The following is a 15,705-nucleotide window of genomic DNA, read 5'->3' on the forward strand; positions in this document are numbered from 1 at the left end:
GGGCATGACGTCTGTGCAGCCACCCGCAGTCGAACTCTCCGCCGACCAGGCCCGCAGGATCGCCCTGCGCGCCCAGGGCTTCCTCGGCGCCCCGGACCGCCGATCCGGGGTGCCCGGGGTGCTGCGCCACCTCGGCGCCGTACAGCTGGACACGATCTCGGTGCTGGCGCGTTCGCACGAACTGATTCCGTACGCGCGCCTGGGCGCGATCGGCCGGCGCACGGTCGAGGAGGCGTACTGGTCGGGCGGCCGCGCCTTCGAGTACTGGTCGCACGCGGCGTGCATCCTGCCCGTCGAGGAGTGGCCGCACTTCGCCTTCCGCCGCCGCGCCTACCGCGCGCGCCCGCAGTGGCACCACGACCTGCCCGACGGCGCGTACGACACGGTCATCAAGCAGCTGACCGCCCAGGGCCCGCTGACGGCGACGGAACTGGGCGGCGCGAAGAACGGCGGGGAGTGGTGGGACTGGTCGGCGTCGAAGGTCGCCGTCGAGCGCGCCCTGATGTACGGCGAGGTGGTGTGCACCGAGCGGCGCGGCTGGAAGCGGATCTACGACCTCGCGGAGCGCGCCCTGCCCGACGCCGTGCTGCACGACGATCTGGACGACGCGGAGTGCCTGCGCCGACTGGTGGCGCTCGCCGGGCAGTCACTGGGCGTGGGCACCCGGACGGACATCGCGGACTACCACCGGCTCAAGGGGGAGCAGTTCGACGCGGTGGTGGCGGATTCCGGTCTGGTCCCGGTGACCGTGCAGGGCTGGGCGAAACCGGCCTGGGCGGACCCGGCGGCGCTGGCCGTCGAACCGCGCGGCCGGCACCGGACGACGCTGCTGTCGCCCTTCGACTCGCTGGTCTGGGAGCGTGCGCGCACCGAGCGGATCTTCGGCTTCACGCACCGCCTTGAGGCGTACGTGCCCAAGCCGAAGCGGATCCACGGCTACTTCGCGATGCCGCTGCTGGCCGGCGGCAGGCTCCAGGGCCGGGTCGACCCGGCCCGTGACGGCACCACGCTGATCGCCCGGCAGGTGTCCCTGGCGGGCAGGAAGGCCGTGGCGCCGATGGCCCAGGCTCTGGTGGAGGCCGCGTCCTGGGTCGGCTGCACGGACGTCCGGCTGGAGCGGGTGGAGGCGCCGGAGCTGCGCGGGCCGCTCACGGCGGAAATCGCCCGCCTCCTGGCCTGACCGCGCCGGGCGCGCCGCCGTTCGCCGCGTCGTGCCCGCGGGTCAGTCGTGCCCGCGGGTCACCTGATTTCGAGGATCTTCTCCCGCATGGCATAGACCACCGCTTCCATGCGGGAGTGCAGCTGGAGCTTCTCCAGAATGTTGCGGACGTGGTTCTTCACGGTGTTCTCGGAAATGAACAGTTCCTTCGCGATATCGCGATTGTTCATGCCGGTGGCGACCAGTTTGAGGACTTCGAGTTCGCGCTCGGTGAGCCGGGGCGCCGGTACCAGCCGGCGTTCATCGGTCCGCTGGATCATCGATTTGAACTCGGTGAGCAGTTTGGACGCCATGGACGGGCTGATCTGGGACTGCCCGTCGGCGACCGCGCGAATCGCGGTGGACACCTCGTCCGTGGAAATCTCCTTGAGGAGATATCCCGTGGCACCGGCCTTGATGGCGTCGTAGAGGTCGGCCTCCTCGTCGCTGATCGTCAGCATGATGATCTTCGCACTGGGGGCCACCTCCTTGATCGAGGTGCAGGCCTCGATGCCGCCCCGCCTGGGCATCCGCACATCCATCAGCACGATGTCCGGGAGCAGGTCGGCCGCCTTGTCGACCGCCTCCGCCCCGTCCCCCGCCTCGCCGACGACCTCGATGTCCTCCTCGTGCGCGAGGACGATCTCCAGACCTCTGCGGAAAAGGGCGTGGTCATCGACCACCAGGACCCTGATCGGCTCCTTGCGGTAGCCGTTGTCCCGGTCGTCACCGGCCGGGACGGCCGCCGTTTCGCCGGCGCCCCTCGCATCGCGCACGGGCCCGAAGGTGTCCGCCATCGTTCCTCCCCCTGAAGGCCACGGCCTGAAGTTCACGAACTGTCCGCCAACGGCAGTTCACAGAGCACCGATTGGCTTGGGCCGCCATGATTTCATGCCGTGGCGCTCAGCGCGGTGATCCCTCGGTGGCACACAGGTGCCCCTGGGGGCGCACAGACGCTCCAGGGGCACCTGCCAGGTGGCGTCAGCCGCCGAGCGCACCGCCGGCGCCGCCCGCCTCATCGGCGGCCAGCGGATCGGTCCTCAGGTGGATGACACCGTAGTCGTAGGCGTGCCGTCGGTAGACGACACTGGGCTCCTTCGTCTCGTTGTCGACGAACAGATAGAAGTCGTGTCCGACCAACTCCATCTCGTAGAGCGCCTGGTCGAGCGACATGGGCGCCGCGACGTGCGTCTTCTCGCGCATCACCAGCGGCCCTTCGCCCTGGACTTCGAGCGAGCCGATCCTGGTGGTGGGTACGGGCTGTGCCGTCTCGTCGGCGATCAGTTCGCCGTCGCCGTTGAACGATGCCGCGTCCGGCACCATTTCGCCGACCTCCGCAGCGGGGATGCGCCCCGAACCCCGACGGCTGTAGCGCTTGTCGTGCTGCTTGCGCAGCCGGGCCTCCAGCTTGCCGGTGGCCAGGTCCAGCGCTGCGTACGGGTCGCCTGCGGCCGCTTCTGCCCTGATGACCGGTCCACGCGAGCGGAGCGTGATCTCTACCCTGTCGGAACGGTCTGCCTGACGAGGGTTCGGCTCCTTGGACACCTCCACGTCGAGGCTGATCACCTTGCCGTCGAACTTCTGGATCTTGTCCAGCTTCAGCTTCTCGGCCACGTGCTTGCGGAACCGCTCGGGCACCTCGGTCTTGCGGCCCTTGACGACGATGTCCACGCAGAACTCCGTTCCCGGATCACTCCGCTCAGTGGCGGAGCATCTCCCTTTTGCACCTGGCTCCGGTGACGACCGGAGCCGCGGACTCGGTGACTTCCACCTCCTCCTCCCCCGTCGGCAGGGGATCCACCCCACCGAATTTCCGGTTCTTCGGCTACTGCCGGCTACTGGTGGGTCGCCTACCCGAAACCTGATGGTGCATTCGTCGAGGTTTGGCATTCACCATTCCTCACAACCGAACATAGCCTGCCCGGACGGATGTCGGCACCCGCTACTCACGCGTACCTCCGTTCAGGTCTCTTTACCCACTCACTACCTGCAACGATGCAAGTTCAGTTTCAGTTCCGGTTTATTTCACGGGCGGCGGGACATGCTGCGTCGAAGGCCGCGGGGGACGCCGCGACGACGGCCGCGTCACGCACCGCCGCACCGCTGCCCGCACGCCCTTGGGCGCAGGTGAGCGCGCGTGCCGCCTCGGCCAGCGTGGTCCCCGTTGTCAGCAGGTCGTCCACCAGCACCACCCGCCCGGTGGCGAGCAGCCGGCCGCCCCCCGCCACCACGCTCAGCGCGTCCGCCAGATTCGCCCGGCGCTCCAGCGCCGTGAGGCCGGCCTGATCCGCCACCGCCCGCCGCAGGCGCAGCACCGCGGCCACCGTCGCCGGCGTACCCGTCCGCCGCAGGTGCGCGGCCGCCGCCCACGCGATCCGCCGCCCCGGGTCGTGCCCACGCGCCGCCACCGCCCGCCGCGTGGACGGCACGGGGACGAGCAGCAGCGGCCGCCCGTCACGTACCTGCCCCGCGCCGGCCCTCACGGCCACCGCCAGGGCCTTGCCGAGCGGCCGTGCCAGGGCGAGCACGCCACGCTCCTTGTGGGCCAGCAGCGCCGCCCGTACCGCGTTCTCGTATCCGGCGGCGGCATGGACCACGGGCAGGCCGGGCGGCTCGGGGGCGGGCCGCACCCGGCGTGGCGCCCCGCCGTGCAGCTGTGCGCCACAGGTCTCGCACAGCTCGGTACGCGCTCTGCCGCAGCCGCCACAGGACACCGGCAGAACGAGTCCGGTGATCTCCCGCCACCACCCGCGCATGTCTCCACTGTGCGCGCACCGGGGCGACCGGGCCACCCCTGTGGACAACCGCTGGTCTCAGCCCGGGTAGACGAGCGCGGAGCCCTCCTTGAGGACCGTCTGCCAGTTGTCGCCCGGCAGCAGTTTCACTATCCCGTCGCCGAACGTGTCCGCCATCAGCGGCAGCTGATCGTCGTCCGCGGCGGCGATGGCGAGCACCTGGTTGACCCCTGGCAGCACCCCGGACGAGGGCGTCGAGCCGTCCGCCTGCACGTAGCGGACCTGCTGCACGCCGCCCTGCTCCTTGCCGACCACCACGAGGCGGCTGCGGCCGGACCAGGACATCGCCGTGACGTCCGCGAGCTGCGGTGCCGCCTGCCGCAGGTCCACCACGGACACCTGCGGTCCCTGCCGCTCGATCCGGCCGATCTTCAGCGTCGTGTGGTCGTCCTTGGTCAGCAGGAGCGCTATGCGCACCCCGTCCGAGGACAGCCGCAGCGCCGTGATCCGGCTGCCGTCGAGGCTCGGCACCGTGACCTCCTGCGGCTTGCCCTTGCCCTTGGGCAGGCGCAGCAGCCTGGAGTTCTTCGGGTCGCGGTCGGCGACCCAGAGGTCGCCCCGGCCGTCCCAGCTGGGCGCGGTCAGCCGGTCCCCGGCCTTGCCCGCCTGACTGGTCACGGCGGGTACGGGCAGCTCGCCGTCCACGGCTATGGACGCCACATAGAGCGCGTCGTTGTGCTGCGAGAGCGCCGCCGCCGACTGCTCGTCCCGGGCCACGCCGACCGCGCTCACCCGCAGCGCGCCGTTGCCGAAGGGGCCGGACACCGGCTCCGGCTCGCCGCTGCCCCTGGTACTACCGGGGATGCGCTCCACGCGCCCCTTGGCGTCCACGAAGTACTGGCTGTCGGGTCCGCCCGAGGAACGGTCGGGGGCGTACTCCTCGGCCTGGTCCGCGGCGAGCAGACACAGCGGCGAACCGTCCGAGCGCTGCAATTCCACCTGCTCGACCCGCGCGGAGGTCAGGTCGCGGAGGGTGAAGAGGACCTGCGAGGCCATCATCCGGCAGGACCGCTGCCCGGTCCCGTCGGCCTTCTTGTCGAGCGGCACCTTCAGGACGTTGCGGTCGTCGGGTGTCAGGGAGGCGATGCCCTTCTTCAGCGCGGTCCCGGCGGGGAAGCTCGACTTGACCACCGGCCGCAGCCAGTCGGTCGGGCCCCGCAGAAGGCTGCGGACCGCCTGCGTCACCGTGTCCATCCCGGTGGCGGGGTCCGTCCGGTTCCGGAGGTAGACGGGGTCGGCGACGAGGGTGGCCTGCGCGTCGGAAAGGCCGGACGCGAAGTAGAACTTGTTGACGGAGCGGTAGAGCCGTTTGAAGTCCGACTGGCCGAGCACCAGCCCGTCGGACACGAAGTCGATGCGCCACTCCTTGCCGTCCGGCCCCTTCTCCCGCACCAGGTGGAGCGTGCGCGAGTAGTCGGAGGGGGCGAGCGGCTGGTACGCGTTCTGCTCGTCGACCGTCGCGACCTTCTCCCCGGTCAGGGTGTAGGTGACCTCCGTGGTGCTGTGGTCGCCCTCGTGGATCGGCCGGTCGCTCCGGTTCGGCGCCTTGGCCAGCACGGTGGTCCCCGCGCTCGGCTTCCAGCGGCGCGACGCCTCCTTGGTGAGGTACTTGCGCGTCGTCCGGAAGTCGGAGTCGTCACTGGTCATCGACTCCAGGAAGCCGTCGACCACCTCGTTCGGTGTGGCGCCGTCCCTCGGGGCGACCGCGTACACCTGCACCTGGGAGTCCCCGGGCTGCGAGGCGTCGACGGCCTTGACGTCCCCGGTGACGGGCATCGAGCCGCACGCGGACAGCAGCAGCGCGCCGCACCCGATCAGCACGGTCGTCCCCGCCGCACGCCGACGGCCGCCCTGAAGACGCTCAGTGCTCACGAGTCGTGTCCTCCCGCCCCGGTACCGCGCCCCGGAGAGTCGTTGGATCCGGCCTGCCGCTCCTCTGCGGGGCGCGGCACCACACGTGCCCCGTTGCCCGGCAGGGCCGCCGGATGCACCGAGGCGGGCGCGGTCCTGGCCCGCATGGGGGCGCGGGACGGGACGGGCAGCGGCGAGCGGCCCGTGGTGGCGTGCTGCGAGGGCACCGCGAGCAGCCTGTGCTCGCTACCGGTGGCGGAGGGGTCCGCGGCCCGGTCCCGGTCCTCCCGGTTGCGCCGCGAGTCCTCGGGTTCCAGTGGTATCGGCGAGCCCCGCAGCGGCTCGTCCGCCGTGCGCGGCAGCGTCAGCCGGAACTGCGAACCCCCGCCCGGCTCGCCCCAGGCCTGCAGCCAGCCGCCGTGCAGCCGTGCGTCCTCGACGGCGATGGACAGGCCGAGGCCGGTGCCGCCGGTCGTCCGCGCACGGGCCGGGTCGGCCCGCCAGAAGCGGTTGAACACCCGGGTCGCCTCACCGGGCTTCAGCCCGACGCCGTAGTCCCGGACGGCGACGGCGACCGCTCCGCCCGCCGCCCCCATCCGCACCACGACATCGCGTCCCTCGCCGTGCTCGACGGCGTTGACGACGAGGTTGCGCAGGACCCGCTCGACCCGCCGCGCGTCGGCCTCGGCGATCACCGGCTGCTCGTCCCCGACCACCCGGATGCGGGTGCCCTTGCGCTCTGCCAGCGGCTCGGCGCCGCCGATCACCCTGCGCACGACCTGCCGCAGGTCTATCGGCTCCGCCTCGAGCGCGGCCGCGCCGGCGTCGAAGCGGCTGATCTCCAGCAGGTCGGACAGCAGCGATTCGAAGCGGTCGAGCTGGTCCCCCAGCAGCTCGGCCGACCGGGCCGTGACGGGGTCGAAGTCGACGCGCGCCTCGTGGATGACGTCTGCGGCCATCCGCACCGTGGTCAGGGGTGTGCGCAACTCGTGCGAGACGTCCGAGACGAAACGCCGTTGCATCCTGGACAGCTCCTCCAGCTGCTGGATCTTCAGCTGGAGGTTCTGCGCCATCTTGTTGAAGGCCTCACCTAGGCGGGCGATGTCGTCCTCGCCGGTGACCTTCATCCGTTCCTGGAGCCGGCCCGCGGAGAGCCGTTCGGCGATCCCGGCGGCCATGCGTACGGGGGTGACGACCTGCCGCACCACGAACCAGGCGATGGCCCCCAGCAGCACGACCACGAACAGCCCCGCTGTCGCCAGGGTGCCCTTGACCAGGGTCAGGGACTTCTCCTCCTGCGTCAGCGGGAAGACGTAGTACAGCTGGTAGGGATTGCGGTCGATGTCGTACAGGCGCTTGCCCACGATGAGACCGGGCTGCGATTCCTGCCCGTTCGCGTACTGGATCAGGGAGTACGTCTGGAACGCCCCGGGGCCCTTGTTCACCGAATCGCGCAGGCTCTGCGGAATGCTCGCGGCCTCGACGCTTCCCGAGCCGCGTGGCGCACGGGAGCCCTCGTCGGCGCTGAGCGCCACCACGTTGAAGGCGTTCTTCCCACCACTGGCGAGCTGGTCGACGAGCTCGGTGCGCCAGGAGTTGTTGGCCGTCGTGCCGTCCACGGCGTCGTCACCCTGGCCGGTGGCGGGGGTGAGAGGCGCGTTGGCCTTCTCCTGGGCCGCCGCGAACCCGCCCGCGGCCTGCGTCTGGGCGGCCTTGCCCTTCGCGTCCAGCAGGCCGTTGCGCACCTGCCCGATCACGACGAGGCCGAGCAGCAGCACCACTCCGAGTGACATCAGCAGCGTGCCGGCGACGACCCGCAACTGGAGGTTGCGCCGCCACAGCCGTACGGCTGGCAGCAGCGGACGCCGCACCCAGCGCATCAGCAACCGCGGCACCGGCCCGCCGGGCGCCCGGTCCTGGAACAACCGGCCGCCCTGCAGGAAGCGCTCGACGGGAGACGACGTGTGCCCTGAACCGGCAGCCCGCTCCGCACGGACTCCCGGCTCCCCGGGCTTCGGAGCAGTGCTACCCAGGGACATGTCAGCTCGGTCCGGCCTTGTAACCGACGCCTCGCACGGTCACCACGATCTCCGGCCGCTCCGGGTCCTTCTCGACCTTGGAGCGGAGCCGCTGAACATGCACGTTGACCAGGCGGGTGTCCGCGGCATGGCGGTAACCCCACACCTGCTCCAGCAGGACCTCACGGGTGAAGACCTGCCACGGCTTCCGGGCGAGGGCGACCAGCAGGTCGAACTCGAGCGGCGTCAGAGCGATGGACTGCCCGTCCCGCTTCACCGAGTGCCCGGCGACATCTATGACCAGATCCCCGATGGTCAGCTGCTCCGGGGCCGGCTCTTCGGACCTGCGCAGACGTGCCCTGATGCGGGCGACCAACTCCTTCGGTTTGAACGGCTTGACGATGTAGTCGTCGGCCCCGGACTCCAGGCCCACCACCACGTCAACCGTGTCGCTCTTGGCAGTCAGCATGACGATCGGCACACCCGACTCGGCCCTGATCAGCCTGCAGACCTCGATGCCGTCCCTGCCGGGCAGCATGAGGTCGAGCAGGACCAGGTCCGGCTTCGCCTCTCGAAATGCAGCAAGTGCCTTGTCACCGTCCGCTACGAACGACGGCTCGAAACCCTCACCACGCAACACAATGCCGAGCATCTCGGCCAGTGCGGTGTCGTCGTCGACGACAAGGACGCGTCCCTTCATAAACGACATCATCCCATTAGCTAATCGTTACCTGCGATGATCTGGCACACAGCTCTGCCAGTCCGGCCCCCGTGACCGGCGAGATTACGCCCTCCTCCGTGACAATCGCCGTGACCAGTTCCGGCGGCGTGATATCGAATGCGGGGTTGTACGCCTGGGTTCCCACCGGGGCCACGAGCACCCCGCCGGTCCCCTCGTCCCCCGTCCCGCGCGGCGGGAATGTGAGCTCCGTCACTTCCCGCCCGGATCGCTGCTCCACGGTGATCGACGCCCCGTCCGCGGTGAGCAGATCCACGGTGGTCGTCGGCGCCACCACGATGAACGGTACGTGGTGGTACTTCGCGAGCACCGCCAGCGGATAGCTCCCCACCTTGTTGGCCACGGAACCGTCCGCGGCGATGCGGTCCGCCCCGATCAGCACCGCGTCCACCTCTCCCGCGGCGAACAGCGAACCGGCCGCGTTGTCCGTGAGCAGGCTGTACGGCATGCCATTGCGCGCCGCCTCGTACGCGGTCAGCCGGGCGCCCTGGAGCAGCGGACGCGTCTCGTCCACCCACAGCCGCCGCAACCGGCCTTCCCGGTGCGCGCCGATCGCCACCGCGAGGGCGGTCCCCTCGCCCCCGGAGACGAGCGCCCCGGTGTTGCAGTGGGTCAGCAACCGGTGGCTGCCGCCCGGAACCAGCTCGTCCAGCAGGTCGAGCCCGAACCGGGCCATCCGCCCGCTGGCCTCGGCGTCCTCCCGGTGCAGCGCCCTGGCCTCCGCCAGCGTGGCCGCCCCCGCCTGCTCCGGCCCGGTCCCCTTTTCGAGAGCCGCCCAGTACGCCGCGGCAGCCCGCCGTACGCCGTACCCGAGGTTCACCGCGGTGGGCCGCGCCTGCTCCAGCAGCCCGGCGGCCTCCGCCACGTCATAGCCCCGCACTGCTGCCAGAGCCACCCCGTAGGCCCCCGCGATGCCCAGCAATGGGGCGCCCCGCACCGCGAGGGCCTTGATCGCATCCACCAGTGCCGGTACGTCGGTGCACACCAGCTCCGTTTCCTCGGCCGGCAGCCGTGTCTGGTCGAGGAGCACCAGTACGGGGCCTTCCGGAGGTTCTTCCCAGCGGAGTACGGATAGCCCGGCGGGCTCGCTGCCCACCGGCGATTGTGCGTCCTGATCAGCCATCCGCCCAGTCTGCCCGGTGACTCGCCCGGACATGAAGGGACTGGGGAGATACAGGGCCAGGCCCGCACCCGTGCGACGCGTGGCACGATGGCTGCCAACCTGACGCCCCGATGCGCGGCCAGGACCGTGAAGGAGCAAGAATGAACGACACTCCGGGCTGGGCCTCGCCCGGATCTGCCCCCTCCGATGCCTCCTCCGACGGCCAGGAGACGGGCGTCCCCCGGCCTTCCGAGCCCGTCGACGGCAGCGGCCCCGCGGGGACCTGGGCTTCCACGCAGCCGCCCGCCGGGCAGTGGTCGCCGCCGAGCCACACCACGACCGGCCCCGGCACCCAGCCTCCCCGCCCCGGCTGGGGCTCCTCCCCGAAGGGACAGGGCTGGGGCTCCGCCCCGCAGGGCCCGGGCTGGGGCCGTCAGCCGGACGCTGCGAAGCCCGGTGTCATCCCGCTCCGGCCGCTCGGCGTCGGCGAGATCCTGGACGGCGCCGTCACCGCGATGCGCGCGCACTGGCGCACGGTCCTCGGCATCTCGCTCCCCGTCTCCGTGGTCGCCCAGACCGCCAACCTCCTCGTTCAGCGATACCTGCTGCCCGACCCTCCGGCATTCGACCGGAACGCCACCGGCCCGGAGGCCCTGCGCCAGACCGCGGACTCCCTCCGCTTCCGCCTGCTCGAGTCCGCCCCGTCCATGCTCATCTTCATGCTGGCCCTGATCTTCATCACGGCGGTACTGACCGTGGTGATCAGCCGCTCGGTGCTGGGGCGCCCGGCCACCCTGTCCGACGCCTGGACCGAGGCCCGGCCCAGGCTCCTTCCCCTGCTGGGCCTGACGCTCCTGCTTCCCGTCCTGGGCGCGGCGGTCATGGCCGTGGGCATCCTCCCGGTCTTCCTGGTCGGCGACACCGCGGCGGCCGGCCTCGCGGTGCTCGTGCTGCTCGCGGCAACGGGCGTCTTCCTCTGGCTGACAGTCCGCTTCAGCCTCGCCTCCCCGGCGCTGATGCTGGAACGGCAGCCGATCATCGTGTCCATGCGACGCTCCGCCAAGCTGGTCCGCGGTGCCTGGTGGAGGATCTTCGGCATCCTCGCCCTGACCATGGCTCTGGTGCTCGTCGTTGCCGTGCTCGTCGGCATCCCCTTCGCGCGGATCGCGATCAGTGCCGACGGCGGCACAATGGACTCCTTCCTCGATGGCAGCATCACCGGTTTCGGCTGGCCGTTCCTGATCATCTCCGCCATCGGCGACGTGGTCGTCACGACGATCACCTATCCCCTCTACGCCGGCGTCATGGCCCTGCTCTACGTGGACCAGCGGATCCGCCGCGAGGCACTCGACCTCGACCTCGCCAGGGCAGCTGGCCTGCCGGGCTACGACAGCGGGAACTGACACCGTGTCGCGGGCGGGCGGGGCAGCAGCACTCCGGCTGATGCGGACAGGCGACGGCACTCCCGTGGACACCGGGCGCCTCCCGGCCCGGGAGGCGGCAGAACGCGAACTGTCCAAGGGCACGTACCACGAGAACGACCCGAACCTCCTCCAACGCGCTCTCGACCATGTGTGGACCTGGTTCGGCGACCTCATCTCGGCGGCCTCCGGGGCCTCGCCGGGCGGCCCGGCCGGATTGATCGTGCTCCTCCTGATCGTCATCGCCCTGGCCGCCGCCCTCTGGTGGCGGCTCGGCATCCCGCAACGTGGCGCGCGGCCCGCCGACACGCTCTTCGAGGACGGCCCCCGCAGCACCGCGGACCACCGCGCCGCCGCCGAGGCCCACGCCGCCGCCGGTCGTTGGAACCAGGCCGTCCAGGAACGGATGCGCGCGATCGTCCGCTCCCTTGAGGAACGGGCCCTGTTGGACCCGCGCCCCGGACGGACCGCCGACGAAGCGGCCGCGGAAGCGGGGCTCGCCCTCCCGGCGCACGACAGCCGCCTACGGGCGGCGGCCCGCCGGTTCGACGACGTCACATACGGCGGCCGCATCGCCGACCAGTCGACGTATCTGTCCCTTCTCGACCTGGACCTCGGCCTCCAGTCCGCCAAACCGCACCTGTCCGGCACGCGCGAGGGGGCCGCCGAGTGACCGCGGTATCCACCCCACCCACCTCGTCCTCCGTCACCCCTCGCCAGGTCTGGCTCCGCGCCCGCGGAGTACTGCTGGCCGTCCTGTTGCTCGTCGTCGCGGGCATAGCCCTGGCCGCCACCCGCTCCGGGGACCAGCACGGTCGCCTCGACCCCCGCTCCGCCGACCGCTACGGCAGCAAGGCCATCGCCGAACTCCTCAAGGACCACGGCATATCCGTCCGCGTCGTCACCACGCTCCAGGACGCCACGTCCGCGACCGGCAGCGACACGACCCTCCTGGTCACCGCCCCCAATCTGCTCACGCCCCACCAGCAGACCACTCTGCGCGCGGCCACCACCGCCACATCCGGCCGCACCGTTCTCCTCGGTGCGAGCTCCGCGTCCTTGGGCACCCTGGCCCCCGGCGTCCGCGCCGAACCCTCCGCCTCCGTTGTCACACGTCCCCCCGGCTGCTCCATGGCCGAGGCCCGGAGAGCCGGTGCCGTTGAGACGGGTGGCATCCGCTACGCATCGAACGGCGTCGACGCCATCGCCTGCTACCCGGCCGCCGGCCTGCCCTCCGTTCTCCTCCTGCGGCAGCCCACAGCGGGCGACACCGTCCTTCTCGGCTCCCCCGACCTCCTGTACAACGAGCGCCTGGCCCACCAGGGGAACGCCTCCCTGGCCCTGCAACTCCTCGGTTCCCGCCCCCATCTGGTCTGGTACCTCCCCTCGCTCTCTGATCCCTCCGGCGCCGGCGCCCCGGGCGACGGCACTACGAACGGCGACACGGTGGACGGTGAGAGCAGCTTCATCGAGCTGATCCCGTCCGGCTGGCTGTGGGGCACGCTGCAACTCGCACTCGCCGCGGTGCTCGCCGCAATCTGGCGGGCCCGGCGTCTGGGCCCTCTCGTCACCGAACGCCTGCCGGTGGCCATCCGAGCCTCCGAGTCCACCGAGGGCCGCGCCCGGCTCAACCGCAAGGCCAACGCACGCGACAGGGCCGCCGCGTCGCTCCGCCGTGCCACCCGCACCCGCGTGGCACCCCTCGTGGGCGTCTCTCCCCGGGACGCCCACTCCCCCGCCGTGCTCCTCCCCGCTCTGTCGGCGCGCCTCCCCCGTGGCCACGGAGTGACCAACGACCTGCTCTTCGGCCCGGCCCCTGCCGAGGACTCCGCCCTCGTGCTTCTTGCAGACCAGCTCGACTCCCTCGAAAGAGAGGTCCGAACTTCATGAGCGCCCCGCCACCCGTGCCCGTCGGCACAACCGGGACCGTCAGCGGCGACGACGCAGCCCGCGCTTCCCTGGAGGCGCTGCGCTCCGAGATCGCCAAGGCCGTGGTCGGCCAGGACCCGACCGTGACCGGGCTCGTCGTCGCCCTCCTGTGCCGAGGGCACGTCCTCCTCGAAGGCGTCCCTGGAGTCGCCAAGACCCTGCTGGTTCGAGCGCTTGCCGCGTCACTCGCACTCGACACCAAACGAGTCCAGTTCACGCCCGATCTGATGCCCAGCGATGTCACCGGCTCGCTTGTCTACGACTCCCGCACCGCCGAGTTCTCCTTCCAGCCGGGCCCCGTCTTCACCAACCTCCTCCTCGCCGACGAAATCAACCGGACGCCTCCCAAGACCCAGTCGTCCCTCCTGGAGGCGATGGAGGAACGTCAGGTCACCGTCGATGGATCACCCCGCCCGCTGCCGGATCCCTTCCTCGTCGCCGCGACCCAGAATCCCGTCGAATACGAGGGCACCTACCCGCTGCCCGAAGCCCAACTGGACCGGTTCCTGCTGAAGCTGACGGTCCCGCTGCCCACGCGTGAGGACGAGATCAACGTCCTCACGCGGCACGCCGACGGTTTCGATCCACGCGATCTGAAAGCAGCGGGCCTACGCCCGGTCGCTGGTCCCGCCGATCTGGAAGCCGCCCGCGTCGCGGTCACGCGCACAACCGTCTCGCCCGAAATCGCCGGCTACGTAGTGGATATCTGTCGTGCCACGCGTGATTCCCCCTCGGTCTCACTCGGTGTCTCTCCCCGTGGAGCGACCGCGCTGTTGTCCACCGCCCGAGCCTGGGCATGGCTCACCGGTCGCGACTACGCAACTCCGGACGACGTGAAGGCATTGGCTCTCCCCACGCTCCGGCACCGCATCCAACTGCGCCCCGAAGCACAGATGGAAGGGGTCACCCCCGACTCCGTCATCACCGCTGTTCTCGCCCATGTCCCCGTACCCCGATGAGGCGATGAACTGTGGCCCTCACCGGACGCGCCGTCTTGCTGGCTGCCCTCGGATCACTCCCTGTAGGCATCGTGGCCCCGAGCTGGACGGGAATGCTCGCGGTCGATGCCCCGCTCTCACTGGCAATTCTGTGCGACTACGCCCTGGCAGCGCCAGTGCGTTCGCTACAGTTCACCCGATCCGGTGACACATCCGTTCGACTCGGTGACGAGGCAGAAGTGCGACTCACCGTAACCAACTCTTCCCGTCGGCGTCTGCGCGCACACCTCCGCGACGCGTGGCCTCCCAGCAGTTGGCTGCCCGGCACCGAACCGGCCGCTTCCCGTCACACGCTGACGGTTCCGCCCGGCGAACGACGGCGCCTGAGCACTCTGCTGCGTCCTACCCGCCGAGGTGACCGCCGAGCCGAGCAGATCACCGTTCGCTCGTACGGACCGCTGGGGCTGGCCGCACGCCAGGGCAACCACCGGGTGCCGTGGACGATCCGTGTCCTTCCGCCGTTCACGAGCCGCAAGCACCTTCCGTCCCGGCTCGCCAGGCTCCGCGAACTGGACGGCCGCGCCAGCGTCCTCACCCGCGGCGAGGGCACCGAGTTCGACAGCCTGCGTGGCTATGTCCCCGGTGACGATGTCCGCTCGATCGACTGGCGGGCCACCGCCCGCCAGTCCGCGGTCGCTGTCCGGACCTGGCGCCCCGAACGCGACCGGCACGTCCTTGTCGTCCTGGATACCGGCCGCACCTCGGCGGGCCGGGTCGGCGACGTGCCACGCCTCGACGCGGCCATGGACGCCACGCTGCTCCTCACCGCCCTCGCAACCCGTGCCGGCGACCGTGTCGCACTGCTCGCCTATAGCCGCCGCGTCAGGGCGAGGGTCCAGGGCCGCGGTGCCGGGGAGGTTCTGTCAGCCGTGGTCGATGCGCTGACGCCACTCGAACCGGAACTGGTGGAGACCGATGCGCGCGGTCTCGTTGCCGCAGCTCTGGCAGATGCTCCTCGCCGTTCACTGATCGTCCTTCTGACCACTCTCGACGCCGCCCCCGTCGAAGAGGGGTGGTTGCCCGTGCTGTCCCAGCTCACCCGGCGCCACACCGTGCTGCTGGCTGCCGCAAGTGACCCGCATGTCGAGGGAATGGCCCGGGCACGAGGCACAGTGGACGCGATATACGAAGCGGCTGCCGGCGCCGAGGCCCAGGCCCGACGCCGTAGGACCGCCGAGCAACTCAGGCGCCACGGAGTGGTCGTCGTCGATGCCCTGCCGGACAGCCTCGCACCCGCCCTTGCCGACGCCTACCTGGCTCTCAAAGCAGCGGGGCGTCTTTAGTAGGCATAACTGCCGGAGGCGGCGTCGAGGGCACCAGCACAAACAGGTCCGTAAACGCAGAAGAGCCCCGTGCCAGAGGCACGGGGCTTTCCCACAATGATTGTTCGGCGGCGTCCTACTCTCCCACAGGGTCCCCCCTGCAGTACCATCGGCGCTGAAAGGCTTAGCTTCCGGGTTCGGAATGTAACCGGGCGTTTCCCTAACGCAATGACCACCGAAACACTATGAAATAAACAACACCGGACAACAACACGGCAGTTCGTTATTTCAGAACCAACACAGTGGACGCGAGCAACTGAGGACAAGCCCTCGGCCTATTAGTACCAGTCAGCTCCACCCGTTACCGGGCTTCCACATCTGGCCTATCAACC

13 protein-coding genes and 2 rRNA genes are annotated in these 15,705 nt (G+C 70.6%); 6 read left to right on the top strand and 9 right to left on the bottom strand.

The features are described from left to right. Positions 1-4: 4 nt before the first annotated feature. Positions 5-1,180 (top strand): winged helix-turn-helix domain-containing protein, encoded by a 1,176-nt coding sequence (locus B082_RS0132540; protein WP_037711335.1) that lies wholly within the window; start codon positions 5-7, stop codon positions 1,178-1,180. Between the two features lie 59 nt (positions 1,181-1,239). Here the strand turns inward: B082_RS0132540 and B082_RS0132545 are convergent, their stop codons facing one another. The 7 genes from B082_RS0132545 to mtnA form a co-directional block, all read right to left on the bottom strand. Then, a complete protein-coding gene (locus B082_RS0132545; RefSeq protein ID WP_018555971.1) occupies positions 1,240-1,995 on the bottom strand; it encodes a response regulator in 756 nt (251 codons plus the stop codon). A gap of 184 nt (positions 1,996-2,179) precedes the next feature. Beyond that, positions 2,180-2,869, bottom strand: a complete 690-nt coding sequence (hpf, locus tag B082_RS0132550) for a ribosome hibernation-promoting factor, HPF/YfiA family (RefSeq protein ID WP_018555972.1) — start codon at positions 2,867-2,869, stop codon at positions 2,180-2,182. Positions 2,870-3,207: 338 nt separating this feature from the next. Continuing rightward, positions 3,208-3,954 carry a ComF family protein gene (locus B082_RS0132560; RefSeq protein WP_018555974.1) on the bottom strand — a complete coding sequence of 249 codons (747 nt, stop codon included), beginning with the start codon at positions 3,952-3,954 and terminating at the stop codon, positions 3,208-3,210. 57 nt (positions 3,955-4,011) lie between these two features. Beyond that, positions 4,012-5,769: an LpqB family beta-propeller domain-containing protein gene (locus B082_RS0132565; protein WP_051094743.1), complete on the bottom strand. Its 1,758-nt coding sequence runs from the start codon at positions 5,767-5,769 to the stop codon at positions 4,012-4,014. A gap of 92 nt (positions 5,770-5,861) precedes the next feature. Then, on the bottom strand, positions 5,862-7,883 hold the full coding sequence (mtrB, locus tag B082_RS37185) for an MtrAB system histidine kinase MtrB (protein WP_078622712.1): 2,022 nt from the start codon (positions 7,881-7,883) through the stop codon (positions 5,862-5,864). 1 nt (position 7,884) lies between these two features. Continuing rightward, entirely contained in the window at positions 7,885-8,574 is a 690-nt protein-coding gene (gene mtrA, locus B082_RS0132575) for a two-component system response regulator MtrA (RefSeq protein WP_005316841.1), read from the bottom strand. Positions 8,575-8,578: 4 nt separating this feature from the next. Next, a complete protein-coding gene (gene mtnA / locus B082_RS0132580) occupies positions 8,579-9,724 on the bottom strand; it encodes an S-methyl-5-thioribose-1-phosphate isomerase (protein ID WP_026250420.1) in 1,146 nt (381 codons plus the stop codon). A gap of 140 nt (positions 9,725-9,864) precedes the next feature. On the opposite strand from mtnA, the gene B082_RS0132585 reads away from it, so the two are divergent. The 5 genes from B082_RS0132585 to B082_RS0132605 are packed head-to-tail and all read left to right on the top strand — an operon-like array spanning position 9,865 to position 15,334. Further along, entirely contained in the window at positions 9,865-11,106 is a 1,242-nt protein-coding gene (locus B082_RS0132585) for a DUF7544 domain-containing protein (protein WP_018555978.1), read from the top strand. Positions 11,107-11,110: 4 nt separating this feature from the next. Then, positions 11,111-11,797 carry a DUF4129 domain-containing protein gene (locus B082_RS0132590; protein ID WP_037711341.1) on the top strand — a complete coding sequence of 229 codons (687 nt, stop codon included), beginning with the start codon at positions 11,111-11,113 and terminating at the stop codon, positions 11,795-11,797. Continuing rightward, positions 11,794-13,014: a DUF4350 domain-containing protein gene (locus B082_RS0132595; protein ID WP_018555980.1), complete on the top strand. Its 1,221-nt coding sequence runs from the start codon at positions 11,794-11,796 to the stop codon at positions 13,012-13,014. The genes B082_RS0132590 and B082_RS0132595 overlap by 4 nt, the downstream gene beginning before the upstream one ends. Beyond that, complete coding sequence (locus B082_RS0132600; protein WP_026250422.1) at positions 13,011-14,012, top strand: AAA family ATPase; 1,002 nt, start codon at positions 13,011-13,013, stop codon at positions 14,010-14,012. Before B082_RS0132595 ends, B082_RS0132600 begins: the two co-directional genes overlap by 4 nt. Positions 14,013-14,023: 11 nt before the next feature. Next, the gene (locus B082_RS0132605) at positions 14,024-15,334 is read left to right on the top strand and encodes a DUF58 domain-containing protein (protein WP_026250423.1); all 1,311 of its coding nucleotides are present in this window, start codon (positions 14,024-14,026) and stop codon (positions 15,332-15,334) included. Positions 15,335-15,436: 102 nt separating this feature from the next. Here the strand turns inward: B082_RS0132605 and rrf are convergent. Together rrf and B082_RS0132615 are read right to left on the bottom strand one after the other, a co-directional pair. Beyond that, positions 15,437-15,553, bottom strand: a 5S ribosomal RNA gene (rrf, locus tag B082_RS0132610). A gap of 78 nt (positions 15,554-15,631) precedes the next feature. Continuing rightward, a 23S ribosomal RNA gene (locus tag B082_RS0132615) occupies positions 15,632-15,705 on the bottom strand; the annotation flags it as partial.

Source organism: Streptomyces sp. ATexAB-D23 (genome assembly GCF_000373645.1).
Classification (GTDB): Bacteria; Actinomycetota; Actinomycetes; order Streptomycetales; family Streptomycetaceae; genus Streptomyces; species Streptomyces castrisilvae.

What these genes read in the sequence shown, in the direction of transcription:
- B082_RS0132540 (WP_037711335.1), top strand. Translation starts at nt 5, where the DNA reads ATGACGTCTGTGCAGCCACCCGCAGTCGAACTCTCCGCCGACCAGGCC.
- B082_RS0132545 (WP_018555971.1), bottom strand. Translation starts at nt 1,995, where the DNA reads ATGGCGGACACCTTCGGGCCCGTGCGCGATGCGAGGGGCGCCGGCGAA.
- B082_RS0132560 (WP_018555974.1), bottom strand. Translation starts at nt 3,954, where the DNA reads ATGCGCGGGTGGTGGCGGGAGATCACCGGACTCGTTCTGCCGGTGTCC.
- B082_RS0132565 (WP_051094743.1), bottom strand. Translation starts at nt 5,769, where the DNA reads ATGCCCGTCACCGGGGACGTCAAGGCCGTCGACGCCTCGCAGCCCGGG.
- mtrB (WP_078622712.1), bottom strand. Translation starts at nt 7,883, where the DNA reads ATGTCCCTGGGTAGCACTGCTCCGAAGCCCGGGGAGCCGGGAGTCCGT.
- mtrA (WP_005316841.1), bottom strand. Translation starts at nt 8,574, where the DNA reads ATGATGTCGTTTATGAAGGGACGCGTCCTTGTCGTCGACGACGACACC.
- mtnA (WP_026250420.1), bottom strand. Translation starts at nt 9,724, where the DNA reads ATGGCTGATCAGGACGCACAATCGCCGGTGGGCAGCGAGCCCGCCGGG.
- B082_RS0132585 (WP_018555978.1), top strand. Translation starts at nt 9,865, where the DNA reads ATGAACGACACTCCGGGCTGGGCCTCGCCCGGATCTGCCCCCTCCGAT.
- B082_RS0132600 (WP_026250422.1), top strand. Translation starts at nt 13,011, where the DNA reads ATGAGCGCCCCGCCACCCGTGCCCGTCGGCACAACCGGGACCGTCAGC.